Origin of the sequence: Pseudomonas sp. JH-2, from assembly GCF_036231725.1 — a bacterium.
GTDB classification, from domain to species: Bacteria; Pseudomonadota; Gammaproteobacteria; order Pseudomonadales; family Pseudomonadaceae; genus Pseudomonas; species Pseudomonas delhiensis.
This window is the reverse complement of the sequence record NZ_JAZAQP010000034.1, coordinates 37,355-61,664: the sequence shown is the minus strand read 5'-3', so window position 1 is coordinate 61,664 and position 24,310 is coordinate 37,355. Positions and strand designations below refer to the sequence as shown.

Here is a 24,310-nt window from a genome sequence, read left to right as displayed (position 1 = left end):
TGTGAAGCGTGCGATCCTGCTGTTGCCGCTGGCGATCTTCCTAATCGTCGCGGTATTCCTCTTCCGCGGCCTGTGGCTCGACCCCAGCGAGCTGCCCTCGGCGCTGATCGACAAGCCGTTCCCGGCGTTTTCCCTGCCGGGCGTGCTGGAGCCGAACAAGACCTACACCCTGGCCGACCTCAAGGGCCGGCCGGCGCTGGTCAACGTCTGGGGCACCTGGTGCCCGACCTGCCGCTTCGAGCACCCGGTGCTGGCCAGGCTGGCCGAGCAGGGCGTGGTGATCGTCGGCATCAACTACAAGGACGACAACGCCGCCGCGCAGAAGTGGCTGCAGGACCTGCACGACCCCTACGTGCTGAACATCGCCGATGCCCAGGGCACCCTGGGCCTGGACCTGGGCGTGTACGGCGCGCCGGAGACCTACGTGATCGACAAGGACGGCATCATCCGCCACAAGCTGGTCGGCGCCGTCGACGAGAAGGTCTGGCGCGAACAGCTGGCGCCGATCTACCAGCGCCTGGTGGACGAGGCGGGGGGCAAATGAAGCGACTCCTGAGCGCGGCCCTGCTGGGCCTGACCCTGAGCGGCGCGGTGTACGCCGCCATCGACACCTACGAATTCCCCAACGAGGCCGAGCGCCAGCGCTTCCGCGACCTGACCACCGAGCTGCGCTGCCCCAAGTGCCAGAACCAGGACATCGCCGACTCCAACGCGCCCATCGCCGCCGACCTGCGCAAGCAGATCTACGAACAGCTGCAGCAGGGCAAGAGCGACGAGCAGATCGTCGACTACATGGTCGACCGCTACGGCGACTTCGTGCGCTACAAGCCGCCGGTCAATTCCCGCACCTGGCTGCTCTGGTTCGGCCCGGCGGCCCTGCTGGGCCTGGGCGTGCTGGTGGTCGGCGTGCTGGTGGCGCGCCGCCGCCGCGTCGCTAGCGGCCCCTCCGCCAGCCTGTCCGCCGAGGAACAGGCCCGCCTGAATCAATTGCTGGATAACCAAGACAAATGATCGACTTCTGGCTCGCCGCCGGCCTGCTCGCGCTGGTGGCCATGGCTTTCCTGCTGATTCCGCTGCTGCGTGGCCGCCGCGCCCAGGCCGAGGAAGACCGCACCGCCCTCAACGTCGCCCTGTACCAGGAGCGCCTCGCCGAGCTGGATGCCCAGCACGCCGCCGGCACCCTCGACGACGCCCAGCTGCAGGCCGGGCGCACCGAGGCCGGCCGCGAACTGCTGGCCGACACCGAAGGCGAGGGCGAACGCCGCTCGCGCCTGGGCCGCGCCGCGCCGCTGGCGGTGGCCGTGCTGCTGCCGCTGCTGGGCCTGGGCCTGTACCTGCACTGGGGCGCCAGCGACAAGCTGGCCCTGTCCCGCGAGTTCGCCGAGCCGCCGCATTCCATGGAAGAGATGACCGCGCGCCTGGAGAAGGCCGTGCAGGCCCAGCCGGATTCCGCCGAGGGCTGGTACTTCCTCGGCCGCACCTACATGACCCAGGAGCGCTTCGAGGACGCCGCCAAGGCCTTCGAGCGCGCCGCCAACCTGTCCGGGCGTCAGTCCGAGGTGCTCGGCCAGTGGGCCCAGGCGCTGTACTTCGCCAATGGCAAGAAGATGGCCGGCGCCGCCCAGGCCCTGGCCGACGAGGCGCTCAAGCAGAACCCGGAGGAGGTCACCACCCTCGGCCTGATGGGCATCTCCGCCTTCGAGGAGCAACGCTACGCCGACGCCGCCAGCTACTGGCAGCGCCTGGTCGCCGCGCTGCCGGCCGACGATCCGTCGCGCGCAGCCATCCAGAGCGGCATCGAGCGTGCCCGCCAGCACCTGGTCGAACGCGGCGAGAAGCTGCCGGAAGCGCCGGCCGCGGCGGCCAGCGCCGGCGTGACGCTGAAGGTCCGGGTGGACCTCAGCGACGCGGTGAAGGGCCAGGTCAAGCCGGACGACAGCGTGTTCGTCTTCGCCCGCGCGGTGAACGGCCCGCCGATGCCGCTGGCGGTCAAGCGCCTGAAGGTGGCCGACCTGCCGGACGAGGTGTCGCTCAGCGATGCCGACGCCATGATGCCGCAGCTGAAGCTGTCGGCCTTCCCGCAGGTGGAGCTGGTGGCGCGGGTGTCGCGCGCCGGCAATGCCATCAGCGGCGAATGGATCGGACGCAGCCAGCCGTTGTCTACTGCCGGCGCGGGCGATCAGGCGGTGACCATCGACAGCCCGGACCAGCATTGACCGAACCCTTTCTGGAGGTACGCCCGTGAAAGGCCGAATCCTCGCCCTCGCGGCCCTGCTCGCCCTGGCCGGTTGCGCCGGCCAGCAGCCCCACTCGCAATCCCCGGCGCCGGCCCCGCAGCCCGGCGCCGGCGGCCAGCCGCCGGCGGCCATGCCGTCGAACAAGCCGGCGCCGCGCACGGCCATCACGCCCAACCCGCAGAACCCCTCGAATAAGCCGCGCAGCACCCACACCCAGTTCGCCCCGCCGCCGGGCGGCAAGGGCCGCTGGGACCCGAACCTGGGCGTCTACGTGATCCAGGGCCAGAAGGACCTGTACTACCGCCAGCGCACCTACTACCACTGGGACGGCGCCTGGTACTGGGGCGTCAGCCCGCAGGGCCCGTGGACGGCCACCGACGCCAGCGGCGTGCCGCCGGGGTTGAACCGGCGCTACGCGCAGCCTTGAGGTTAGGGGATTTTCGTAGGAGCGAGCTTGCTCGCGAATGGTGCTTCCCGGTGGCTTAGATTGTTGGGCGTAAGAGCGCCCTCTCCCCAACCCTCTCCCTGAAGGGAGAGGGGGCTGTCCTGAGCGGCCTGGAAGTCAGGCGCGATCCTTCTCCCTCGTCATTTCCGTGAACGCGGAAAATGGAGATATAGATAGGAGTGTCAGGATAACTCCGGATTTACCGCTCGCTCCGAACGGCCCCCTCTCCCTTCAGGGAGAGGGTTGGGGAGAGGGAACGGCGTCAACCCAAAATACCGTAGCCGCCTGGAAACGCTGTTCGCGAGCAAGCTCGCTCCTACACAGAAGCGTTCCCCATCCTCACTCCAACGTCCCGTGGGGCGCCGCATCCATCACTTCCACGCGGTTGCGGCCGCTGGCCTTGGCCCGGTACAGGGCCTGGTCGGCGGTGCTGTAGAGCCTTTCGTAGGTGCTGGACACGCCGCTGGCCAGGCCGGCGATGCCGAAGCTGGCGGTGAGGTAGAGCAGGCCTTCCTTCATCGGCAGCGGGGTGTCCTCCAGCAGCTTGCGCAGCTTCTCGGCGATCACCCGGGCCTGGACCGCGGCGGTGTCCGGCAATAGCAGGAGGAATTCCTCGCCGCCCAGGCGCGCCACGCTGTCGCTGCTGCGGGTGTGCTTGCGCAGCAGGGTGGCGGTGTGGCGGATCACCTCGTCGCCCAGCGGGTGGCCGTAGCGGTCGTTGATGAACTTGAAGTGGTCCAGGTCGATCATCAGCAGGCTCACCGGCATCGGCTGGCGGTCGCAGCGGGCCAGCTCCTGCTTCACCAACTGGTCGAACTGGCGGCGGTTGAACAGCCCGGTCAGCGGGTCGTGGCCGGCCAGGTATTCCAGCTGGCGGTTCTTCTCCTCCAGTTCCTTGCGCTGCCGGCGCAGGTGCTGGCGCTGGCGCAGGTTGCGCAGGTGGCTGAACCAGAGGATCTGCGACAGCAGCAGGCCGATGCCGCAGATGGTCAGGCCGCCCATCTGATTGGACAGGCGCAGTTGCGGGTCCGGCTGGGCCGTTTCCATGGCCAGTTCGAAGGCGATGAACAGCAGCACGTAGAGCAGCGTGGCGAACACCGGGCGCAGCAGCAGGATCAGCGCCGTGGCCACCGCGCCCATGAGGAAGGGCGTGATGCTGCTGGTCACCTGCTGGTCGAAGGCGGTGATGACCAGGCCGAAGCCCAGCAGCACGGCGGCGCCCAGCAGCGCCAGCAGCTCGCAGTACCACGGCGGCGGCGCCTGCGGGCGCTGGCGGGCCTGCCAGGCCAGCAGGCCGAGGCCGAGCAGCAGCACGGCCGCCACCGCGTGGGTGAGGATGATGTGCTGGCGCCAGCCGTCGTACGCCGGCAGGCTGCCCTGCAGGTTGAGCCAGAACACCAGGATGTGCACCAGGTCGAAGGGCACGGCCAGCAGCGCCAGCCAGGCCAGGCGCCTGAGGTTTTCCGTGGCCACCGGCCGCGCCAGGGAACGGGCGAGCCTGAATTGCTGGCGAAGGCGTTGCGGGAACGGCTGGGACACGGGGGCAGGTCCTGTGCGCGATGGCATCCGGCTATGAGCATAGCCAGATGCCGCCAGGCTGTCCCGCCGCCCGCCGGGGGATTGCCGGGCTTTTCGCTTGCAGCCTGGCGTGGCGGCTGGGCATAGTCCGCTACCTGTCAGGCAGCACGGCGAAAGGAGAAGGACATGGGCGAACGGGTATTGCGGTTTTCCGCGGAAGACGGCCTGGATGCCGAACGCGCCGCCCTGGACCAGGTCTTCAGCGGCCAGGGCGACAGCCGCCTGCTGTTCTGGCGCCCGCTGCAGCAGGCGCTGGTGATGCCGCGCCGGCTCAGCCGGCTGGCCGGTTTCGCCGAGGCCGAGGCGCGCTGCGCCGAGCTCGGCTGGCCGATCGCCCTGCGCGACACCGGCGGCGAGCCGGTGCCGCAGTCGCCGGCGGTGCTCAACGTCGCCCTGTGCTATGCGGTACCCGACGGCGACAACGAGCAGACGCGCATCGACACCGCCTACCAGCGCCTCTGCCAGCCGCTCTGCGACTGGCTCGCCGCCCTGGGCCTGGAGGCCGGCCTGGGCGAGGTGGAGGGCGCCTTCTGCGACGGCCGCTACAACGTCAACCTGGGCGGGCGCAAGCTGGTCGGCACCGCCCAGCGCTGGCGCCGCCGGCAGAGCGACGGGCGCTACGTGGTGCTGGCCCATGGCGCCATCCTGCTGGAGAACCAGCGCGCAGCCATGGCCGAGGTGGTCAACGCCTTCTACCGCGCCGTCGAGCTGCCGGCCGTCATCCGCGCCGACAGCCACGTGGCCCTGGAGGAACGGCACTCCCAGCCCTGGTCGCAGGTCGAAGCCCTGGCCGGGCAGTTCCAGCGCCACCTGGCCCGCGAAGGCCTGCCGCCGCCGGCCTGACCCACACCTTTTCCGTTCCACCCGCCCGGCCGCGCGCCGGGCCTCATCCTGCCAAGGAGCGTTCCGGCATGGAGCATGGTTCCAACTATCTGCAATCGGCGGTGGTCTTCCTCATCGCCACCGTCTTCATGGTGCCGCTGGCCAAGCGCCTGCAGCTGGGCGCGGTGCTCGGCTACCTGCTGGCCGGGGTGCTGATCGGCCCCTCGGTGCTGCGCCTGATCGACGACCCGGAAAGCGTCGCCAGCCTGTCCGAGCTGGGCGTGGTGCTGCTGCTGTTCATCATCGGCCTGGAGCTGTCGCCCAAGCGCCTGTGGGTGATGCGCAAGGCGGTGTTCGGCATCGGCCTGGCCCAGGTGCTGCTCACCGCGCTGGTGATAGGCGCGCTGGCGCACCTGGCCTTCGAGCTGCCGCTGAACACCTCGGTGGTGCTCGGCGGCGGCCTGGCGCTGTCGTCCACCGCCTTCGGCCTGCAGATCCTCGCCGAGCGCAAGGAACTGGCCAGCCCCCACGGCCGCCTGGCCTTCGCCATCCTGCTGTTCCAGGACATCGCCGCCATCCCGCTGATCGCCGCGGTGTCGCTGCTCGGCGCGCGCGCCGACGAGGCTGCGCCGGGCGGCGACTGGCGCCACTTCCTGGAGGTCGTGGGCAGCATCGCCGTGGTGGTGGTCGGCGGGCGCTACCTGCTGCGCCCGGTGTTCCGCACGGTGGCGCGCACCGGCATGGCCGACCTGTCCACCGCCACCGCGCTGCTGGTGGTGGTGGGCACCGCTTGGCTGATGGAGCTGGCCGGGGTGTCCATGGGCCTGGGCGCCTTCCTCGCCGGCCTGCTGCTGGCCGACTCGGAATACCGCCATGAACTCGAATCGCAGATCGAGCCCTTCAAGGGCCTGCTGCTGGGGCTGTTCTTCATCAGCGTGGGGATGAGCGCCGACCTCGGCCTGTTGCTGCATTCGCCGCTGCTGGTGCTGGGCCTGACGGTGCTGCTGATCGCCCTGAAGCTGCCGCTGCTGTACCTGCTCGGGCGCCTCACCGGCGGCCTCGACGGCCATTCGGCGCTGCGCCTGGGCATCGTCCTGGCGGCCGGCGGCGAATTCGCCTTCGTGGTGTTCAAGCTGGCCCGCGCCGAAGGCCTGCTGGACGCCAACCTGCACAGCCTGCTGGTGCTCTGCATCACCCTGTCGATGGCGGTGACGCCGCTGCTGGTGCTGCTGGCCGCGCGCCTGGTGAAGCCCAAGCCGGAGCCGGTGCGCGAGGCGCCGGAGGAATACACGCGCATCGAGGGCGACGCGCCGCGGGTGGTGATCGCCGGCATGGGCCGCATGGGCCAGGTGGTCGCGCGGATCATGCGCGCCCAGCGCGTGCCCTTCATCGCCCTGGACACCTCGGTGGACACCATCGAGCTGAGCCGCAGCTACGGCAGCATCCCGATCTTCTACGGCGACCCGCTGCGCCCGGAAATCCTCCGCGCGGCCCAGGTGGACAAGGCCGAGTTCTTCGTCGTCGCCACCGACGACCCGCAGACCAACATCGACACCGCGCGCCTGGTGCGCAAGCTCTACCCGCACGTGAAGATCATCGCCCGGGCGCGTAACCGCCAGCACGTCTACCACCTGCTCGACGCCGGGGCCAGCCCGGTGCGCGAGCTGTTCCATTCCAGCCTGGAGATGAGCCGGCGGGTGCTGATGGAGATGGGCCTTTCCGAGGAACAGGCGCTGGCGCGCATCCGCCGCTTCCGCCGCCACGACGAGGAAGTGCTGATGGCCCAGTACAAGGTCTACGACGATGCCGCGGCGGTGATCCAGACCGCCCGCGAGGCGCGCCGGGAGCTGGAGACGCTGTTCGAGGCCGACCAACTGGAAGACCGGGGCGTGGGCAAGCCCTGAGCGGGCGCCATGGCCGGGCCGCTTGCGCCCGGCCGGCGGGCGGGCTTCAGCCGCGCACGCGGCGGCGCGGCGGCTCGTCGATGCGGATCGGCTCGCCGGGCGAGCGCAGGGTGAGCACGCCGATGGCGGCCAGCAGCAGGGTCACGGCCAGGCCGATGGCGGCCAGCGCGACGTAGAGCAGCAGCTCCGCCAGGGAGCCGATGATGAACAGAATATCCAGTGCGGCCTGCATGCTGCGTTCCTCCGTCAGCCTCGTGGTCAGCGGGGCGTTCCGGGGTATGCACGCTCAGGCCGCCTCGCGGCCCCTGGGTTCGCGGGGCCATGGGCGCATGCTCGCGCCCGGTCGCGGCGAAGGGAATTGAATCCGCCTGCTGGTGACTATCGACGCCATCGATGCCCCGGCGGGGCGCCGGCCCGGCTCAGCGCGGGTAGAGCGGCGGCAGGCTGTTGCCCTCGGCCGTCGCCGCGCCGCCGCCTTCCGCGGCGGGCAGGGTGCGGATCGCCCGCCAGAGGTCCTCGCCCTCCCAGTTGTGGCCGCCCTCGCTGTCGCTGTAGAGCGCGCCGTTGAGGCCGTCCATGGCGTCGGACAGCGGCACGAAGCGCGCCGCCATGTCGGCCAGGGTTTCCGGCTGCTGGCGGGCCCAGGCGTCGAGGGCCTGGCGGGTGGCGTGGGGGTCGTTGGCCTGGCAGCAGCGGCGCAGTTCGTCGAGCAGGGTACGGGCGCTGGGCGCGTTGGCCGCGGCGCGGACGATGGCCGGCTGGCGCCGGGCGCGCCACCAGAGGCCGAAGCCGAGCAGGCTGGTCAGGGCCAGCAGCAGGGTCGCCAGCTGCCAGGGCCACAGAGGCTGGCCACCGGTGCCCACGGCGCCTTCCAGCGTCGCCGGGGGCTGGGCCGCCAGCTGCGGGTTGGCGCCGACGTCCAGGGTGCGGCCGGGCAGGGTGGTGTGCTCCAGGCGGTCTTCCTGGGTGTTCCACCAGGTGATCTCGATGTCCGGCAGGCTCAGCTGGCCGGCCTGGTCCGGCACCAGGGCCTGGCGTTCCTCGCGGCTGCCGATCACGCCCTGGTCGCCCTGTTCCTCGGCCAGCTGCGGCTGGTCGGGGTAGTGCCGCAGCCCGGCCGGCAGGGCCTGGGGCAGCGGCGGCAACTGGGCGCTGGAAAGCCCCTCGACGCGCAGCATCAGGTTGCGCGTCAGGGCCTCGCCGGCCTTCGCCTGGTCCGGCTGCGGCGCCCAGCTCTCGCTGAGGGCGACGGCGCGGGCCGGCAGCCAGGGCGCGTCGGCCGGGTAGTCGACGGGCTTGGGCTTCACTTCCAGGGGAATCTCCGGCGAGCTCACCCGCAGGCGCTTGCCGGGCAGCACGCCGAAGGTGTCGCCGGGGTTGTTGCGCGCCACCTGGGTGGCGCTGAAGTTCAGCGCGGGGATGGTCAGCTCGCCGCTGTGCTGCGGGAAGATCGCGAAGCGCACCTCGATGACGCCGTGGCGCACGCCGTTGATTTCCTTCTCGTAGGTGCGCGGCTGGCCGAGCTGCTCGACCTTGGCGTCGTCGATCTGCAGCGGGCTGAGGCTGCTGTCGTCGTACAGCGAGACCGAGTGGTAGATGCGCAGGGTGAGGATGGCCTGGGCCTGCACGTAGACCGTTTCGTGGTCGAGGCTGGCGTCGATGAACACCGGCGAGAGCTTCTGTTGCCCGGCCGCGTCCTCGGCCTTGAGCACCTGCAGGCCGATCGGCTGGGTCTGGCTGTTGCCCATGCGCAGCGCCGGTATCTGCAGGGCGCCGGTGCGGGTGGGGCGCAGGGTGATGATCCAGCGCGTGGTGGCCTGGGCTTGGCCGTCTAGGGTGGTCAGGCGGTTGACCTGGCGGGTGCCGAGGATCTCGAAGGCCTCGCCCAGGGGCGTGAGGTCCGGCTTGCCGAACTGCGTGGGGTCGTCGGACTCCAGGGTCAGGTCGAGGCTCTCGCCCTCGGTCAGGCGTGCGCGGTCGACGCTGGCGGTGAAGCTGGCCTGCGCCTGGAAGGCGAGGAGGCTGAGCAGGATCAGGCAGATCAACCCTTTCATGGCATGTTTTCCTGGTGCTGCTGCTGTTGGTACCAGAACTTGCGGCGCAGCAGTTCGGAGGGTTCGTCGGGAATCTGCCGCAACCATTGTTCCAGGGCCTGGCGGCTTTCGTCGCTGAGTTCCTCTTCGTCCGCCGAGGGGGCCGGGAGTTCCGTCGCATCGGTGGGCGGCTCGTCGTCCGGGTCGGTGGCCTGCAGGCGCTCGGCGTTGGCCTGCTGGCGGTTCTGCAGGGCCGCGGAAGGGCGCGCCGGCCGTTCTTCCTGGTCCTGCTGGCCCGAGGGCCTGGCCGGTGCCGTCGGCGACGACTCGGCCTCGCCGCTGCGCAGGGCCTGCGAGGCGTTGGCGCGCTGCTGGGCGGCGTCCTGCTCGCGCTGGCGCAGCAGCTCTTCCAGCAGCGCCTTGTTGCGCTGGGCCTGCTGCAGGTCCGGCTGCAGTTCCAGCGCCCGCTCGTAGGCGTCGATGGCGGCCTCGTACTGCTCCGCGCGGGCCAGGGCGTTGCCGCGGTTGTAGTGGTCGGCGGCGGTGTCGCCCTGGGCGAAGGCGCGGGCCGCGCCGTCGTAGTCGCCGGCCTGGTAGAGGGCCAGGCCGCGCCAGCGGAAGTCGGCGAAGTGCCGGGCGGCGTCGGCCGGGCGCTGCTCGGCGAGCAGGCGCTGGCCCTGCTGGTCGGGGCGCAGCCAGAGGTCGGCGAACTCGAAGGCCAGGGCCGGTCGCGGCGCGCCCAGCCACAGCGGCAGCAGCAGGGGCAGGCTGAACAGCCAGCCGCGGCGGCCGGCGCAGGCGGCCAGCAGCAGCAGCGGCAGGAGCAGCCAGTAGCCCTGGTCGGCCCAGCGTTGCAGGCGCAGCACGGCGTCGTTGCCGGCGGCTTCCAGGCCGCGGTTGGCGTCCAGCAGGCCGAGGGCCTTGAGGTCGCGGTCGCCGGCGCCCAGGCGCTGGTAGCCGGCGTCCAGGCCGGCGGCGAACTGGCGCAGCCCGGCCTCGTCCAGGCGCGGCAGGAGGATGCCGCCCTGGTCGTCCTTCAGGTAGGTGCCGTCCTCCTGCGGGATGGGCGCGCCGCCGGCGCTGCCCACGGCGAGGATGGCGAAGTCCCGGCCGTGGCCGTGCAGCGCCTTGCGGATGCCCTGTTGCTCGCTTTCGTCCAGGCCGCCGGTGAGCAGCAGCAGGCGCCCGTTGCCCTGGGCGCCCTGGTCGAGCAGGCGGCGCGCCAGCTGCACGGCGAGGTCGGCGCGCTGCCCGGGCTCGGGCATGATCGACGGCTTGAGCGCATCGAGCAGGTTGCGCGCGGTGAACAGGTCGTTGGACAGCGGCACCAGGGTGTAGGCGCTGCCGGCGTAGACGACGATGGCGGTCTGCGCGTCGGGGCGCGCGCGCAGCAGGTCGAGGAGCTTGCGCCGGGCCTGCTCCAGGCGGCTGGGCGGCAGGTCGCCGGCGAGCATCCGCGGCGTCAGCTCGAGGATCACCACCAGCGGGTCGCTGCGCTGCATGGCCGGTTGCTCGATGCGTTCCCAGCTCGGCCCGAGCAACGCCAGCACCGCCAGCAGCCAGGCCAGGCCCAGGTACAGCCAGGGGCGGCGGTCGGCGCGGCCGCTGCCGCCCTTGAGCAGCCAGGGGTGGAAGGCCGCCGGCAGCAGCAACTGCCAGCGCCCGGCGCGGCGCTGGCGGTGCAGCAGCTTCCACAGCAGCCAGGCCAGCAGCGGCAACAGCAGCAGCCACCAGGGGCGCAGCAGGTGCGGCCAGAGGTTCACGGGCGCCTCCACGGCCAGCGCCATTGCTGCGGCGGCCAGAGTTCGCCGGCCACCAGCAGCAGGCTCAGCAGCAGCGCGGCGGCCAGCGGCCAGTGGTAGAGGGCCAGGGCCGGGCGCGCCTGGGTGGGCTTCTGGGTCACCGGTTCGAGGCTGTCGAGGGTGCTGGAGATGGCCTCCAGCTCGGCGCCGTCGCGGGCGCGGAAGTATTCGCCGCCGGTGAGGTTGGCGATCGCCTTCAGGGTGCCTTCGTCCAGGTCCAGGCCGGGGTTGAGGCCGAGCGCGCCGAGCACGCCGCCGGGCTGCGGGTCGGCGCCGATGCCGATGGTGTAGATCTTCACGCTCTCCTCGGCGGCCAGGCGCGCGGCGGTCAGCGGCGGGATCTCGCCGGCGGTGTTGGCGCCGTCGGTGATCAGCACCAGCACGCGGCTTTGCGCCGGGCGCTGGCGCAGGCGCTTGAGCGCAAGGCCAATGGCGTCGCCCAGGGCGGTGTCCTTGCCGGCGATGCCGATCAGCGCCTCGTCCAGCCAGACGCGCACGCTGTGGCGGTCGAAGGTCAGCGGCGCCTGCAGGTAGGCCTTGCTGCCGAACAGGATGAGGCCGACGCGGTCGCCGCGGCGCGCCTCGATGAAGTTGCCGAAGAGCTTCTGCACCAGGTTCAGGCGGCTGATCTCGCTGCCCTGCCAGGTAAGGTCGGCGGTGTCCATGGAGCCGGAGACGTCCACCGCCAGCAGCAGGTCGCGGCCGCTGGCGGGGATCGGCAGCGGCTCGCCGACCCATTGCGGGCGCGCCGCCGCCAGCAGCAACAGCAGCCAGAGCAGCACGAAGGGCGCCTGCAGGCGCCAGGCCGGCAGTTGCGCGCGGGCGCGGCGGCCGGCCAGGCCCTCGAGTTCGGCGAGGAAGCTGACCTTCAGCGCCGCCTCGCCGCTGTCGGCCGGCGGCAGCAGCACGCGCAGCAGCCAGGGCAGCGGGGCGAGCAGGAAGGCCCAGGGCCAGGCGAATTCAAACATGCTTGCGCACCCAGGTTTCCACGGCGGCGGCGAGGCCGTCGATGGCCTTGTCGTCGAGCTTGCACTCGGCGCGGTAGCCGCCCTCCACCAGGATCATCCAGCGCGTCAGGCCGGCCGCCGGGCAGCGGTTGTCGAGGAACGCCAGCCAGGCGCGGCCGCTCAGGGTGTGGCAGTTGTCGTCCGGCCAGCGCACCCGCGACAGGCGCTTGAGCAGGGCGTTCTGCGCCTGCAGCCAGGGGCCGGCGGAGGCGCCGCCGTAGGGGCGCGGCAGGCGCGCCAGCTCTTCCAGGGCGGCGACGCGGATCGGTTCCAGCGGCGCTTCCGCCGGGGCCGTCGCGCGGTGGCGCGGCAGCAGGCGGTGGCGCCAGCGCCACGCCGCCCAGGCCAGCGGCGGCAGCAGCGCGGCCAGCAGCCACCAGCCCGGCGCCGGCGGCCACCAGGGCACGGCGGCGGGCTGGAGCAGCGGTTCCAGGGCGTCGAGGGGCGTCACGGGCGCTTCCCCGCGGCGGGTTGTTCGAGGTGGTCGCGCAATTGCTCCACCAGGTCCAGCTGGGTGCTCAGCGGCAGCAGCGGCACGCCCAGGCGCTGGCTGACCCGCGCCCAGCGCTCGCGGCGCGCCTCGCCCAGGGCGCGGTAGGCCAGGCGTTGTTCGTCGACGTGGGTGTCCACCTCGAGCATGGCCTGGCCTTCGGCGAAGCGCATCAGCCCGGCGGCCGGCAGGGCGTGGTCCAGCGGATCGGACACCGGCAGCAGGACCAGGTCGGTGTGCCGCGCCAGCAGGCCCAGCTGCTGCTCGGCCAGGTCGCCCTGGGGCGCGTTGCCGAGGGCGCGTTCGTCGCAGACGACCATCACCAGGCTGCCCGGCCGCAGCACCTCGCGGGCGCGGCGCAGGGCCAGGCCGAAGCAGTCGCCGGAGGCGGGCGCCGGCGCGTCGACGAGCAGCGCGTGGTTGGCCCGCACCATCAGGTTGAGCAACTGCAGCTGGCTCTGCTTGCTGCGCCGCGGCTTGATCTCGTGGGTGTCGTGGTCGCTCAGCACCAGGCCGCCGATGCGGTCGTTGTGGGCCAGCGCGGCCCAGCCGAGGAGGGCGGCGGCGCGGGCGGCCAGCACCGACTTCAGGCACAGGCCGGAGCCGAAGAAGGTCCGCCGGCTCTGCTCGACGAGGACGAACACCGGGCGCTCGCGCTCCTCGTGGAACAGCTTGGTGTGCGGCTCCTGGCTGCGCGCGGTGACACGCCAGTCGATGGTGCGCACGTCGTCGCCGGGCTGGTACACGCGCACCTGGTCGAAGTCCACGCCGCGCCCGCGCAGGCGCGAGTGGTGCAGGCCGATCAGCGGGCTGCGCCGGGCCGGGGTGGAGAACAGCTGCACCTCGCGCAGGCGATGGCGCATGTCGATCAGCTCTTGCAGGCTGACCGTCACGCCGTTGCTGGCGGTGTCCGGCATCAGGCCACGGCGACCACGTCGAGGATGCGCTGGACCACGCGGTCCTGGTCGATCCCCGCGGCTTCCGCCTCGAAGGAGAGGATCAGGCGGTGGCGCATCACGTCGAACAGCACCGCCTGGATGTCCTCGGGGCTGACGAAGTCGCGCCCGCCCAGCCAGGCGTGGGCCCGGGCGCAGCGGTCGAGGGCGATGGAGCCGCGCGGGCTGGCGCCGTAGGCGATCCACTCGGCCAGCTCGGTGTCGTACTTGGCCGGGGTGCGGGTGGCCATGACCAGCTGCACCAGGTATTCCTCCACCGCGTCGGCCATGTACAGGCCGAGGATTTCCTTGCGCGCGGTGAAGATCGATTCCTGGGTCACCTGGCGCTCCGGCCGCGCCTCGCCGTTGAGCGCCTCGCCACGGGCCTGCTGGAGGATGCGGCGCTCCACCGAGGCTTCCGGGTAGCCGATCTTCACGTGCATCAGGAAGCGGTCGAGCTGGGCCTCGGGCAGCGGGTAGGTGCCCTCCTGCTCGATGGGGTTCTGGGTGGCCATCACCAGGAACAGCGGCGGCAGGTCGTAGGTGCTGCGGCCGATGCTGACCTGGCGCTCGGCCATGGCCTCCAGCAGCGCCGACTGCACCTTGGCCGGGGCGCGGTTGATCTCGTCGGCCAGCACCAGGTGGTGGAAGATCGGCCCCTGCTGGAAGCAGAAGGTGCCGTTTTCCGGGCGATAGATCTCGGTGCCGGTGATGTCCGCCGGGAGCAGGTCGGGGGTGAACTGGATGCGATGGAACTCGGCCTCCAGGCCTTCGGCGAGGTCCTTGATGGCCTTGGTCTTGGCCAGCCCGGGCGCGCCTTCCACCAGCAGGTGGCCGTCGGCGAGCAGGGCGATGAGCAGGCGCTCGACGAGCTTTTCCTGGCCGAGGATCTGGCTGGAGAGGAAATGTCGCAACGCGAGGAGCGACTCACGGTGTTCCATCGAATGCGGGTTCCTGGAATGGGGAGGGCGGCGTGGCGCGGCCGCCGGGGGCATTACTTTACTGCATCGGCGCAGGTGCGTGCAGGGTGGCGTGGCGGCGCGGCGTGGTCGTCGGTTCCGCCGGCCGAGGGGGACGCTTCCCACGGGACAAGGACGCGTTTCCGAAGCGCACTGCCTCTAACGTGGGAGGCTCCTCATGGAAAACGTGGAGTCGATGGACATGGAACGCAATGCCTTGCATTTCCCGGTCGTCCTGGCCGGCCTGCTGTTCTTCAGCCACCCGCACGCCGCGGCCGCCCCGCTGACCCTGGACCCCGGCGCCGGCAACGCCAGCCTGGGCTCCGCCGGCAACGGCGTGCCCGTGGTCAACATCGCCACCCCCAACGCCAATGGCCTGTCGCACAACAGGTTCGGCCACTTCAACGTCGGCCGCGAGGGCCTGATCCTCAACAACTCGCCGGGCGCGGCGCAGTCGCAACTGGGCGGCGCCATAGGCGGCAATCCCAACCTGCACGATGGCGCGGCGCGCAAGATCCTCGGCGAGGTCACCGGCGGCAGCCCCTCGCAGCTGCTGGGCGCCATCGAGATCGCCGGGCCGGGCGCGCACTTCATCCTCGCCAACCCCTATGGGGTGACCTGCAACGGCTGCGGTTTCATCAACATGCCGCGGGCCACCCTGACCACCGGCAAGCCGCTGTTCGACGGCGACCGTCTGGTGGGCTACGACGTCGACGACGGGCACATCGGCATCGAGGGCGCCGGGCTCGACGCCCGCCAGGTGGGGCGCTTCGAGCTGATCACCCGCAGCGCCTCGCTCAACGCCGCGCTGCACGCCCGGCAGCTCGACCTGGTCGCCGGGCGCAACCGCGTGGACGGCGAGAGCCTGGCGGCCAGCGCCAAGGCCGACGACGGCCGCCAGCGGCCGCGCCTGGCCATCGACAGCTCGGCCCTGGGCGGCATGTACGCCAACGCCATCCGCCTGGTCGGCACCGAGCGGGGCGTGGGTGTGAGGCTGGCCGGGGAACTGGCCGCCAGCGCCGGCGACATCCACATCGACGCCAATGGCCGCCTGCAGCTGGCGCGCCTGCACAGCGCCGGGAGCCTGCGCCTGAAGGCCGGCGACCTGCACCTGGCCGGGCCGGTCAGCGCCGGCGGCGACACCGAGCTGTGGGCCGCCGGGAACCTGGTCAACCAGGGCCGGCTGGACAGCGCCGGCCGCCTGCTCCTGCGCCTGGGCGGCGGCCTGGACAACCGCGGCGGCGAGCTGCGCGCCCAGGACATGGACTTCAGCCTGGGCGGTGCCCTGGACAACAGCCGGGGCCTGATCGAAAGCCGCGGCAGCCTGCGCCTGTACGCCGCCGGCCTGGTCAACGACCGCGGACGGATCCGCGCCCGGGGCTGGCAGGGGACTACCGAGATCGCCATCGGCGGCGTGCTGGACAACCGCAACGGCACCCTGGAGACCAACGCCCGCGACCTCGACCTGCGCAGCGCGGGCCTGCTCAACGACGGCGGCTGGGTGGGGCACAACGGCAACGGCCGCTTCGGCATCGACCTGGCGCAGCTGGGCCTGGCCGGCGGCCGCTTCGTCACCCGCTCCGTGCTGCACATCAAGCGCGACCACTGGTTCAACAACAGCAGCCTGCAGGCTCGCGAGCTGATCCTCGACGTGGCCGAGCTGGAGCAGGGCGCCAGCGGCCGGCTGAACGGCGCGCTGGGCGTGCGGGGAACGGGCCGCGACTGGCGCAATGCCGGGGTGATCGGCAGCGAGTCCGAGCTGCACCTGGAGCTGAGCGGGCGCTACAGCGGCAGCGGCCGGCTGATCAGCCAGGACGACCTCCGGCTCAGCGCCGAATCCATGGAGATAGAGCAGGGCGGCAGCCTGATCAGCGGCTTGTACGCCAGGCTCGACATCCGCGGCGAGCTCATCAACCACGGCGCCATCCTCGCCTACGACGAGTTCTGGGTGAATGCCGAACGCCTGGTCAACCACGGGGTGCTGGGCAGCGGCTCCGAGCTCTACCTGGACGTGGGCAGCCTGGAGGATGAAGGGGATATCTTCAGTAACGGCGACGTCGAGTCGCATATTCCCTGGAAGTGGACGCTCTAGGCCGGCGCTGCGGGCCTGGTGCTGTTCACTTGAGAAAGAATGCCGTTTCTCTTTTATGGGGAAACGGCATTTTCATGTGGGTTGGGTCATGGATTGCTTGCGGTTTGGCCCCTTGTATCCAACCTAACCCCCGTCATTCCCGCGAACGCGGGACGCGGCTCCATCGCGAACAGCGCTTGCGCTGGCCCGAAGGGGAATAACCCAGATGCCTTCTTGCTCGGTGTAGCGCGCCGCTCGGAGTGCGTTGATGTTTCTTGTTTCGCCCCCTCGGGCGAGTCCCTTTTGTCAAACGCCACAAAAGGAACCAAAAAGGCTTGCCCCGACATACGGGCCCGATGGAGCCGGGCTACCCTCGCGAACTCCCCCGCCACGGAGGCCCGCCCCGACAGCACGTCCCTGTGCTGATCGGGGCTCTAGCGACATCCATGTCGCATGACCTCCTGAGCGCCGGTTTCGCTCGGCCTTCTGAAGGGGCGTTCCGGTGCGCTCGGTGGTTTCTCTGGAAGTCCAAAATCAAGAGCGGCACTGCTCTTCGTAGGAGCGAGCTTGCTCGCGAACCCTGACTCCCCACGTTCGCGATAACTCGTAGGGCGCATAACGCCTACGGCGTTATCCGCCAAATCGCGGACAAGGTCCGCTCCTACGGTTCCAGGAATCACGGGCGTAGGAGCGGACTCCGTCCGCGATTGGATTCACCGGCCACGCCGGACGCCCCGGTGGCACGGTCAACGGCGGATAACCGCGAACGGTTATTCGCCCTACGGCCTTGCCGGCTGACGCTGTGTTATTCGCTTGCTCGGGACAGCCCCCTCTCCCTTCTGGGCGGGCCGCGTAGGCGAGGGTTGGGGAAAGGGGCGCTCTTGAACCCGGCACCTAAAGCTCTCGGGAAACCCGTAGGGCGCATAACGCCTGCGGCGTTATCCGCCGAATCGCGGACAGAGTCCGCTCCTACGGTTCCAGAAAAGCACGGGCGTAGGAGCGGACTCCGTCCGCGATTGGACTAACCGACCACGCCAGACGTTCCGGTGGCACGGACAGCCCCCTCTCCCGCTTGCGGGAGAGGGTTGGGGAGAGGGCGCTCTGAAACCCAGCACCTACGTCCCCGGAAAGGGACGCTTAGTCCTTGCCCAAATGAACCGCATCAGGCACCCCGAGCCGGGCCTCCCGGGCCGGGGTGCCCGATGCGCCGGGGATGGGCGTCAGGCAGCGCAACGGGCTGTTGCCGTTGCGCACCCGGCGCATCTTCGGCGCGCCGCCGAGCACCACCGCCAGGTAATAGAGGTACGCCAGCGGCCGCGGCATGCCGGCGTCCAGCAGCATCCGCAGGAACAGGCGGTCGGCGCAGGCCTTGTCCAGCGGCGAGACGTTGAGGAACTGGTAGAGCGCGTCGTGCACCAGGCTGGCATGGTGCGCCAGGGGCCAGAACACCTGCTTGCGGCGGACCTCGCCGTCGCGGATGCAGGCCAGGTCCTCCAGGTGCTCCCACCAGTCCGGGGTGCCGAAGATCGCCAGCCAGTAGAAGGGCACCTTCGGCGAGCAGCCGTCCCAGGCGTAGGTGCGCGGCCGGTCGAAGTGGTAGCGCACCTCGCCGTGCGCCAGGTCGACCTCGCTGTGCCCGGGGTTGACGATGATGCGCCCGTCGTGGACCACCAGCCATTCGCTATAGAAGAAGCAGCCACGGGCTTCCTCGCAGGCCACCGTGAGCGGGAAGTCGATGTAGTTGACCCAGGGCCCGGGGCGGTCGCGGCTGCAGAAGCCCCAGCGCTCCACCGAGGCCGCCCGCGCGGCACGGATGCGCCGCAGGCGCTCGCGGCGGCCCACCAGTTGCGGCAGCAGCACGCCCAGGTACACCGGCAGCGCGCCGGCCAGCAGGTACTGCACCAGCAGCGGCTGCAGCAGCCAGGCCAGGCCCAGCAGCACCAGGCCCAGGGCGGTGACCAGCAGGTTGGCGAGGTGGCGCAGCAGCGGGCGGTTCAGCGGTGGGGCGGCTTGCATGGCATCCTCCGTGATGTCTGGAGGATGCCATTGTGCCATTGCTGCTCGCCGGCTTCAGTCGACCTGTCGCCATTGCGCCAACAGGCGCCGGTGCGCTTCCAGCGCCGCGGGCTGCACGCTGGGCCGCAGGCGCAGCTCGGCGCCCGGCAGGCATTGCGCCAGGCGCGCCAGGGCCCTGGGGCTGAGGGCGCCCAGGCGCGGGTAGCCGCCGATGGTCTGGCGGTCGTTGAGCAGCACGATCGGCTGGCCGTCCGGGGGCACCTGCACGGCGCCCAGGGGGATGCCCTCGGAGATCATCGGCTTGCCCAGGTAGTACAGCGGCGGGCCGAGCAGGCGCATGCCCATGCGGTCGGCGCGCTGGTCGAGGCTCCAGGTGGCGTCGAAGGCGTCGAACAGGCTCTGCCCGGCGAAGTCGCCGGCCTGGGCGCCGAGGATCAGTTCCAGGTGCGCCGGGCCGTCGTAGCACGGCCGCTGGTGGGCCTGCATGTGGCGTTGCGGGGGCGTTCCGCCGGCGGCGCGCAGCGCGTCCCCGGCCGCCAGCGGCTTGCCCTGGCCGTCGAGGCCGCCGAGCCCTTCGCGGACCACGGTGGCGCAGCTGCCCAGCACCGCCTCGCCGAGGAAGCCGCCGGGGGCCGCCAGGTAGGCGCGGGCGCCGCTGCGCGGCTGGTGGAAGCCCAGGCGCTGGCCGGCGCGCATGGCGAAGGCCTGCCAGGGGGCCAGCGGCTGGCCGTCGAGTTCGGCGGCCAGGTCGGCGCCGGCCAGGGCCAGCTGTGTGTCGGCGTTGGCGCGCAGGACCACGCCGCCCAGGGGAATCTCCAGCACTGCCGCGTCCAGGCGGTTGCCCAGCAGCCAGTTGGCCCAGGCCTGGGCTTCCCAGTCCAGGGCGCCGCCCTGGGTCACGCCCAGGTGGCGCACGCCGAAGCGGCCGCCGTCCTGCAGCTGGGCCAGCGGGGTGCTCTTTTCCACGTGCAGCACGGTCATGCCAGGCCCTCCTCGGCGGGCATGGGCGTGTCGTCGCCGCCCAGGCGGATGAATTCGGCGCGGTCGATGGCCTCGAAGCGCACCCGGTCGCCGGGTTGCAGCAGGCTGTAGCCGTCGCGTTCGCGGTCGAACAGGCGCGCCGGGGTGCGCCCGATGAGGTTCCAGCCGCCGGGGGAGGCCAGCGGGTAGGCGGCGGTCTGGCGCTCGGCGATGCCGACGCTGCCGGCCGCCACCCGTTGCCGCGGGGTGGCCAGGCGCGGGCAGGCCAGGGCCGGTTCGACCAGGCCCATGAAGGCGAAGCCCGGAGCGAAGCCGAGGGCGAACACCTGGTAGGCGCGGCCGCTGTGGCGGCGGATCACCTCGGCCGCATCCAGCCCGCTGTGCCGCGCCAGGCGGGCCAGGTCGGGGCCGACGCCGGGGTCGTACCACACCGGCAGCACCTGCTCGCGGCTGTTCTCGCCGGGCAGCGGCCGCAGGCCGTCGAGGGCGGCGAACAGGCGTTCGCGGAGCGCCAGCGGCTCCAGCCGCAGCGGGTCGAAGCGCAGCATCAGGGTGGTGTAGGAAGGCACCAGCTCCAGCAGCTCGTCGCCGAAGACCTCGTCCAGGCGCCGCGCGGCGGCCAGCAGCCAGGGCATGTTGGCTTCGTCGATGGCATCGAACAGGCGCAACATGTAGCTGTCCAGGGCGACCACTTCCAGGCGCGGCCTCATGCCGGCACCAGGGCGTCCAGGGCCGCGCGCAGCTGGCGCACGGCCTCCACCGAGCCGGGGTTGTCGCCGTGCACGCAGAGGGTGTCGGCGCGCAGGCGTAGCGCGCTGCCGTCGCTGGCGGTGAGCGCCTCGCCGCGGGCCAGGGTCAGCGCCTGAGCGATCACCTGGCGGCTGTCGTGGTGCACCGCGCCAGGCAGTTGGCGCGACACCAGGTGGCCCTCGGGGGTGTAGGCACGGTCGGCGAAGGTCTCGAACCACAGGCGCAGGCCGAACTCGGCGGCCATGGCCAGGGCGCCCTGGTTGTCGCGGGTGGACAGCAGCATCAGCGGCAGCTCGCGGTCGTAGGCCGCGACCGCGCGCATCACCGCGCGCAGTTGCTCGGGCTTGCGCATCATGTCGTTGTACAGCGCGCCGTGCGGCTTGACGTAGCTCACCCGGGCGCCCTGGGCGCGGCAGATGCCGTCGAGGGCGCCGACCTGGTAGTGCAGCATGTCCTCGACCTCCTGCGCGCTGCACTCCAGGGAGCGGCGGCCGAAGCCGAGCAGGTCGGGGTAGCCGGGGTGGGCGCCGATGCGCACGCCGTGTTCCAGCGCCAGGGCCACGGTGTGGCGCATGCTGCCGGGGTCGCCGGCGTGGTAGCCGCAGGCGATGTTGGCGCAGTCGATGTGCGGCATGACCTCGGCGTCCAGGCCCATCTTCCAGGCGCCGAAGCTTTCGCCGATGTCGCAGTTGAGCAGGGGAAGGTGCATGGTCGTCCTCGCTGTACGTCTCAGGGTTCCAGTTGGCGGCCGCGGGTTTCCGGCAGGCTCAGGGCGGCGAGGATCACCACGCCGTAGGACACCGCGGCGAAGCCGCCGATGCCCAGCCCCAGCGGCACGTGCTGGCTGAGCATGCCGATCAGCATGGGGAAGAGCGCCGCGATGGCGCGCCCGGCGTTGTAGCAGAAGCCCTGGCCCGAGCCGCGGATGCGGGTGGGGAAGAGTTCGGTGAGGAAGGCGCCCATGCCGCTGAAGATGCCCGAGGCGAAGAAGCCCAGGGGGAAGCCCAGCCAGAGCATCGCCGAGTTGCCGATGGGGAGCCGGGTGTAGAGCAGCACCACGATGAAGGAGCCGACGGCGAAGAGGATGAAGTTCTTCTTGCGCCCCAGCAGGTCGGTGAGGAAGGCGCTGACCACGTAGCCGACGTAGGAGCCGAGGATGACCATGGCCAGGTAGCCGCCGGTGCCGAGCACGCTGAGGTGGCGCTCGGTCTTGAGGTAGGTCGGCAGCCAGGAGGTGATGGCGTAGTAGCCGCCGAGGGCACCGGTGGTGAGGAGCGAGGCGCGCAGAGTGATGCTGAGCATGCCGGGGGCGAAGATTTCGTGGAAATTGATCTTTTCGCCGCTCTCGCGGGCCTTGGCGCGCTGGTAGACCTCCGGTTCCTTGACCAGGCGGCGGACGAAGAGCACGAACAGCGCCGGCAGCAGGCCGAGGAGGAACAGCGCGCGCCAGGCGTACTCCGGCGGCAGCAGGCTGAACAGCAAGGCGTAGAGCAGGGCGGTGGCGCCCCAGCCGAGGGCCCAGCCGGACTGGACCAGGCCCACCGCCTTGCCGCGGTCGCTGCTGCGGATCACCTCGCCGATCAGCACCGCGCCCGCGGTCCACTCGCCGCCGAAGCCGAAGCCCATCAGAGTGCGGGCGAGCAGCAATTGCTCGTAGTTCTGCGCCAGACCGCAGAGGAAGGTGAAGAAGGCGAACCAGAGTACCGTCAGTTGCAGCGTCAGCACACGGCCGATGCGATCGGAGAGGATGCCCGCGATCCAGCCGCCGAGGGCCGAGGCGAGTAGCGTGAAGGTGTGGATCAGCCCCGCCTCGCCGGTGCCGATGCCCCACAGGGCGATCAGCGTGGGAATGACGAAGCTGAGCATCTGGGTGTCCATGCCATCCAGGCCGTAGCCTATCTTGCAGCTCCAGAAGGTGCGCCGCTCCTGCTTGCTGAGGTCGCGGTACCAGCCGAAATGGCCGCTACTGCGCACCTCGAGGCCGCCCACGGCGGTCGCCTGCTTTTCCATGGGATTCTCCGATCATCGTTATTGGATTTGTTCGGTGGCCGGATAGCGTCACCTGGGGGAAGATTCTTCGAGGCCCGGCGGCGGTCGTCCAGCTAATAAAAACGGTCGCCGGTGACAAGAAATTCCGATGGCCGCCGGCGTGCGCCCAGGTCGCCGCGCCGGCGGCCGGGGGGTATGCTTGCCCGTCCGCTCCCGGTACCGCCCATGAACCTGAAATTCCTCGAGACCTTCGTCTGGGTCGCTCGCCTGAAAAGCTTCCGCCTCACCGCCGAGAAGCTGTTCAGCACCCAGGCCGCCATTTCCAGTCGCATCGCCGTGCTCGAAGGCGAGCTGGGGGTGAAGCTGTTCGTCCGCGATTCGCGCGGCGTGACCCTGACGCCCGAGGGCCATCAGGTGCTGGAATACGCCGAGCGCATGCTCGACACCCTGCACGAGCTGCACCAGGCGATCGATGCGGGGCGCGTCAGCCAGGGGCGCATCCGCATCGGCGCCATGGACACGGTCGTCCACACCTGGCTCAGCCCGCTGGTGGCGCGGGGCATGGAGCGCTTCCCGGAACTGGAGGTCGAGCTGACGGCCGATACCGCGATCAACCTTGCGGAGCAGTTGCGCAAGGGCTACCTGGACCTGGTCTTCCAGACCGACCCGATCCGCCACGAGTCGGTGCTCAACCTGGAGCTGGGCAGCTACCCGCTGCGCTGGGTGGTGGCCAGCGGCTCGTCCTACGCCCGCGACTACGCGAGCCTGGAGGAACTGGCCAGCGAGCGCGTGGTGACCTTCTCCAAGCACTCGCGGCCGCACCTGGACCTGCTCACCCTGCTCCAGGCCCGAGGCATCAGCGTGCCGCGGCTGAACTGCGTGAACTCGGTGGCGGCCATGACCCGCCTGGTGCGCGATGGTTTCGGCATAGGCGCGCTGCCGCCGGCGCTGGTGACCCAGGAGCTGGAGCGCGGCGAGCTCCGCGTGCTGCGCGTCGAGCCGCCGCCGCCGGACCTGCCGCTGGTGGCGTCCTGGCGAGGCGGCAGCGGCCTGGAACTGGTGGAGCAGGTGCTGGGGATGGGCCGCGCGGTACTGGCGGCCTACGCGGAGCGGGTCGGCCCGGCGCACTTCGTCCTGCTGCCGCCGGTGACCGACGCCTGAATCAACTTTCCTTATGCCCGGCCCCGGAAACTATTTGTTGGACGCTGTGGCGCCCGGCCGCCTAAAAGGTCGGTTCCGCCCCGCACGAGGAAGCCGCCGATGACACCGCCCCACGACCTTGCCTCCCTCAGCCCCCTGGAGCTGCGCCGGCTGATCCGCCGTGGCGACTACGCCGGGCACACCAGCGGCCTGGGCCAGCGCCACCTGCAGGCCAACATCGTCATCCTGCAGCGCGCCTGGGCCGACGAGTTCCTCCGCTTCTGCGTGCTCAACCCGCGTGCCTGCCCGCTGCTGGACGTCACCGAGCCCGGCTCGCCGCGCTTCCACAAGCTCGGCGTCGACATCGACGTGCGTAGCGACGTGCCGCTGTACCGCGTGTACCGCCGCGGCCAGCCCCACCGCGAAACGAGCGACATCGGCGAACTGTGGGAGGCCGATTTCGTCGCCTTCGCCATTGGTTGCTCGTTTTCCTTCGAGCAGGCGCTGCAGGACGAGGGCATCGCCCTGCGGCACATCGAGCAGGGGCGCAACGTGGCCATGTACCGCACCAATCTCGCCAATACCCCCGCCGGGCGCCTGGCCGGCAGCATGGTGGTGTCGATGCGCCCGCTGAAGGCCGCCGACGCGGTACGCGCCAGCCAGATCACCGGACGTTTCCCGCTGACCCACGGCGCCCCGGTGCACATCGGCGACCCGGGGTTGATCGGTATCTCCGACCTGCGGGCGCCGGACTACGGAGAGCCGGTGGACCTGGCCGCCGACGAGTTGCCGGTGTTCTGGGCCTGTGGCGTTACCCCGCAGGCGGTGCTGGCCGAGGCCGAGCCGGAGCTGTTCATCACCCATGCGCCGGGCTGCATGCTGGTCAGCGACCTGCTCTACGGCCAACTCTGAGTTCCTCGCCCAGCACGCCGGTAGCGGGGAGTGCCCTGCTGTCAGGCCACCCCCGCCACTCCTGCATCCGCTCAGGCGCTGCGCCAGGCCATCGACGCTGGCCGCGGCTGAGCGACATCCCCGTGGTGTTACCGATCTTCTTCGGCCGTGCAGCCTGGCTTGCCGCTGTTCCCGCCGGGGCGCTGGGTAGCCTTTCGATAGCACGCTGCTCCATTTGGTAACGCCTGCCCCGTAACAGC

General features: G+C 71.0%; 22 protein-coding genes. 9 read left to right on the top strand and 13 right to left on the bottom strand.

Going from position 1 to position 24,310, the window contains the following annotated elements:
* Position 1: 1 nt before the first annotated feature.
* The 4 genes from dsbE to VV867_RS21450 are packed head-to-tail and all read left to right on the top strand — an operon-like array spanning position 2 to position 2,664.
* The gene (dsbE, locus tag VV867_RS21465) at positions 2 to 544 is read left to right on the top strand and encodes a thiol:disulfide interchange protein DsbE (protein WP_328567510.1); all 543 of its coding nucleotides are present in this window, start codon (positions 2 to 4) and stop codon (positions 542 to 544) included.
* Positions 541 to 1,011, top strand: a complete 471-nt coding sequence (locus VV867_RS21460) for a cytochrome c-type biogenesis protein (RefSeq protein WP_109933764.1) — start codon at positions 541 to 543, stop codon at positions 1,009 to 1,011. Before dsbE ends, VV867_RS21460 begins: the two co-directional genes overlap by 4 nt.
* Entirely contained in the window at positions 1,008 to 2,216 is a 1,209-nt protein-coding gene (gene ccmI / locus VV867_RS21455; protein WP_328567509.1) for a c-type cytochrome biogenesis protein CcmI, read from the top strand. Before VV867_RS21460 ends, ccmI begins: the two co-directional genes overlap by 4 nt.
* A 25-nt stretch (positions 2,217 to 2,241) precedes the next feature.
* Positions 2,242 to 2,664, top strand: coding sequence for a hypothetical protein (locus VV867_RS21450; RefSeq protein WP_328567508.1), 423 nt, complete (start codon positions 2,242 to 2,244; stop codon positions 2,662 to 2,664).
* A gap of 357 nt (positions 2,665 to 3,021) precedes the next feature.
* On the opposite strand, the gene VV867_RS21445 is transcribed toward VV867_RS21450, so the two are convergent.
* Positions 3,022 to 4,221, bottom strand: a complete 1,200-nt coding sequence (locus VV867_RS21445; RefSeq protein WP_328567507.1) for a GGDEF domain-containing protein — start codon at positions 4,219 to 4,221, stop codon at positions 3,022 to 3,024.
* A 165-nt stretch (positions 4,222 to 4,386) separates the two neighbouring features.
* Between VV867_RS21445 and VV867_RS21440 the strand changes: the two genes are divergently transcribed.
* Both VV867_RS21440 and VV867_RS21435 read left to right on the top strand, forming a co-directional pair.
* Positions 4,387 to 5,103 (top strand): lipoate--protein ligase family protein, encoded by a 717-nt coding sequence (locus tag VV867_RS21440; protein ID WP_109933760.1) that lies wholly within the window; start codon positions 4,387 to 4,389, stop codon positions 5,101 to 5,103.
* Positions 5,104 to 5,171: 68 nt separating this feature from the next.
* Positions 5,172 to 6,986: a monovalent cation:proton antiporter-2 (CPA2) family protein gene (locus tag VV867_RS21435; protein ID WP_328567506.1), complete on the top strand. Its 1,815-nt coding sequence runs from the start codon at positions 5,172 to 5,174 to the stop codon at positions 6,984 to 6,986.
* 46 nt (positions 6,987 to 7,032) lie between these two features.
* Here the strand turns inward: VV867_RS21435 and VV867_RS21430 are convergent, their stop codons facing one another.
* The 7 genes from VV867_RS21430 to VV867_RS21400 all read right to left on the bottom strand — a co-directional run bounded on the left by VV867_RS21430 (position 7,033) and on the right by VV867_RS21400 (position 14,194).
* Positions 7,033 to 7,218, bottom strand: coding sequence for a hypothetical protein (locus tag VV867_RS21430; RefSeq protein WP_328567505.1), 186 nt, complete (start codon positions 7,216 to 7,218; stop codon positions 7,033 to 7,035).
* Between the two features lie 187 nt (positions 7,219 to 7,405).
* Positions 7,406 to 9,040, bottom strand: a complete 1,635-nt coding sequence (locus VV867_RS21425) for a BatD family protein (RefSeq protein ID WP_328567504.1) — start codon at positions 9,038 to 9,040, stop codon at positions 7,406 to 7,408.
* A complete protein-coding gene (locus VV867_RS21420; protein WP_425343472.1) occupies positions 9,037 to 10,794 on the bottom strand; it encodes a VWA domain-containing protein in 1,758 nt (585 codons plus the stop codon). The genes VV867_RS21425 and VV867_RS21420 overlap by 4 nt, the downstream gene beginning before the upstream one ends.
* A complete protein-coding gene (locus VV867_RS21415) occupies positions 10,779 to 11,789 on the bottom strand; it encodes a vWA domain-containing protein (protein WP_089392692.1) in 1,011 nt (336 codons plus the stop codon). The genes VV867_RS21420 and VV867_RS21415 overlap by 16 nt, the downstream gene beginning before the upstream one ends.
* Complete coding sequence (locus VV867_RS21410) at positions 11,782 to 12,279, bottom strand: DUF4381 domain-containing protein (protein ID WP_328567502.1); 498 nt, start codon at positions 12,277 to 12,279, stop codon at positions 11,782 to 11,784. The genes VV867_RS21415 and VV867_RS21410 overlap by 8 nt, the downstream gene beginning before the upstream one ends.
* Positions 12,276 to 13,235 (bottom strand): DUF58 domain-containing protein, encoded by a 960-nt coding sequence (locus tag VV867_RS21405; protein ID WP_328567501.1) that lies wholly within the window; start codon positions 13,233 to 13,235, stop codon positions 12,276 to 12,278. Before VV867_RS21405 ends, VV867_RS21410 begins: the two co-directional genes overlap by 4 nt.
* Positions 13,235 to 14,194, bottom strand: coding sequence for an AAA family ATPase (locus VV867_RS21400; RefSeq protein ID WP_328567500.1), 960 nt, complete (start codon positions 14,192 to 14,194; stop codon positions 13,235 to 13,237). Before VV867_RS21400 ends, VV867_RS21405 begins: the two co-directional genes overlap by 1 nt.
* Positions 14,195 to 14,414: 220 nt before the next feature.
* On the opposite strand from VV867_RS21400, the gene VV867_RS21395 reads away from it, so the two are divergent.
* Positions 14,415 to 16,304: a filamentous hemagglutinin N-terminal domain-containing protein gene (locus VV867_RS21395; protein ID WP_328567499.1), complete on the top strand. Its 1,890-nt coding sequence runs from the start codon at positions 14,415 to 14,417 to the stop codon at positions 16,302 to 16,304.
* Positions 16,305 to 17,420: 1,116 nt separating this feature from the next.
* Here VV867_RS21395 and VV867_RS21390 read toward each other — a convergent pair.
* Genes VV867_RS21390 through VV867_RS21370 form a run of 5 tightly spaced genes read right to left on the bottom strand, consistent with a single transcriptional unit; the run spans position 17,421 to position 22,040 of the window.
* Entirely contained in the window at positions 17,421 to 18,299 is an 879-nt protein-coding gene (locus VV867_RS21390) for a DUF1353 domain-containing protein (protein WP_275627229.1), read from the bottom strand.
* A 54-nt stretch (positions 18,300 to 18,353) separates the two neighbouring features.
* Positions 18,354 to 19,280: a biotin-dependent carboxyltransferase family protein gene (locus VV867_RS21385; RefSeq protein ID WP_328567498.1), complete on the bottom strand. Its 927-nt coding sequence runs from the start codon at positions 19,278 to 19,280 to the stop codon at positions 18,354 to 18,356.
* On the bottom strand, positions 19,277 to 19,990 hold the full coding sequence (gene pxpB, locus VV867_RS21380) for a 5-oxoprolinase subunit PxpB (protein ID WP_328567497.1): 714 nt from the start codon (positions 19,988 to 19,990) through the stop codon (positions 19,277 to 19,279). Before pxpB ends, VV867_RS21385 begins: the two co-directional genes overlap by 4 nt.
* The gene (locus VV867_RS21375) at positions 19,987 to 20,739 is read right to left on the bottom strand and encodes a 5-oxoprolinase subunit PxpA (protein WP_328567496.1); all 753 of its coding nucleotides are present in this window, start codon (positions 20,737 to 20,739) and stop codon (positions 19,987 to 19,989) included. Before VV867_RS21375 ends, pxpB begins: the two co-directional genes overlap by 4 nt.
* A gap of 20 nt (positions 20,740 to 20,759) precedes the next feature.
* On the bottom strand, positions 20,760 to 22,040 hold the full coding sequence (locus VV867_RS21370) for an MFS transporter (RefSeq protein ID WP_275627226.1): 1,281 nt from the start codon (positions 22,038 to 22,040) through the stop codon (positions 20,760 to 20,762).
* A gap of 204 nt (positions 22,041 to 22,244) precedes the next feature.
* Here VV867_RS21370 and VV867_RS21365 point away from each other — a divergent pair, with 204 nt between their 5' ends.
* Both VV867_RS21365 and VV867_RS21360 read left to right on the top strand, forming a co-directional pair.
* Positions 22,245 to 23,180 (top strand): LysR family transcriptional regulator, encoded by a 936-nt coding sequence (locus tag VV867_RS21365; RefSeq protein ID WP_275627225.1) that lies wholly within the window; start codon positions 22,245 to 22,247, stop codon positions 23,178 to 23,180.
* 99 nt (positions 23,181 to 23,279) lie between these two features.
* The gene (locus VV867_RS21360; protein ID WP_275627224.1) at positions 23,280 to 24,071 is read left to right on the top strand and encodes a putative hydro-lyase; all 792 of its coding nucleotides are present in this window, start codon (positions 23,280 to 23,282) and stop codon (positions 24,069 to 24,071) included.
* Positions 24,072 to 24,310 lie beyond the last annotated feature (239 nt).

Excerpts from the sequence above, each read along its gene's own strand:
- VV867_RS21430 (WP_328567505.1), bottom strand. The coding sequence starts at position 7,218 with ATGCAGGCCGCACTGGATATTCTGTTCATCATCGGCTCCCTGGCGGAG.
- VV867_RS21425 (WP_328567504.1), bottom strand. The coding sequence starts at position 9,040 with ATGAAAGGGTTGATCTGCCTGATCCTGCTCAGCCTCCTCGCCTTCCAG.
- VV867_RS21460 (WP_109933764.1), top strand. The coding sequence starts at position 541 with ATGAAGCGACTCCTGAGCGCGGCCCTGCTGGGCCTGACCCTGAGCGGC.
- VV867_RS21395 (WP_328567499.1), top strand. The coding sequence starts at position 14,415 with ATGGAACGCAATGCCTTGCATTTCCCGGTCGTCCTGGCCGGCCTGCTG.
- VV867_RS21365 (WP_275627225.1), top strand. The coding sequence starts at position 22,245 with ATGAACCTGAAATTCCTCGAGACCTTCGTCTGGGTCGCTCGCCTGAAA.
- VV867_RS21400 (WP_328567500.1), bottom strand. The coding sequence starts at position 14,194 with ATGGAACACCGTGAGTCGCTCCTCGCGTTGCGACATTTCCTCTCCAGC.
- VV867_RS21405 (WP_328567501.1), bottom strand. The coding sequence starts at position 13,235 with ATGCCGGACACCGCCAGCAACGGCGTGACGGTCAGCCTGCAAGAGCTG.
- VV867_RS21390 (WP_275627229.1), bottom strand. The coding sequence starts at position 18,299 with ATGCAAGCCGCCCCACCGCTGAACCGCCCGCTGCTGCGCCACCTCGCC.
- VV867_RS21370 (WP_275627226.1), bottom strand. The coding sequence starts at position 22,040 with ATGGAAAAGCAGGCGACCGCCGTGGGCGGCCTCGAGGTGCGCAGTAGC.
- pxpB (WP_328567497.1), bottom strand. The coding sequence starts at position 19,990 with ATGAGGCCGCGCCTGGAAGTGGTCGCCCTGGACAGCTACATGTTGCGC.
- VV867_RS21435 (WP_328567506.1), top strand. The coding sequence starts at position 5,172 with ATGGAGCATGGTTCCAACTATCTGCAATCGGCGGTGGTCTTCCTCATC.
- VV867_RS21375 (WP_328567496.1), bottom strand. The coding sequence starts at position 20,739 with ATGCACCTTCCCCTGCTCAACTGCGACATCGGCGAAAGCTTCGGCGCC.
- VV867_RS21415 (WP_089392692.1), bottom strand. The coding sequence starts at position 11,789 with ATGTTTGAATTCGCCTGGCCCTGGGCCTTCCTGCTCGCCCCGCTGCCC.
- VV867_RS21440 (WP_109933760.1), top strand. The coding sequence starts at position 4,387 with ATGGGCGAACGGGTATTGCGGTTTTCCGCGGAAGACGGCCTGGATGCC.
- ccmI (WP_328567509.1), top strand. The coding sequence starts at position 1,008 with ATGATCGACTTCTGGCTCGCCGCCGGCCTGCTCGCGCTGGTGGCCATG.
- VV867_RS21360 (WP_275627224.1), top strand. The coding sequence starts at position 23,280 with ATGACACCGCCCCACGACCTTGCCTCCCTCAGCCCCCTGGAGCTGCGC.
- VV867_RS21385 (WP_328567498.1), bottom strand. The coding sequence starts at position 19,280 with ATGACCGTGCTGCACGTGGAAAAGAGCACCCCGCTGGCCCAGCTGCAG.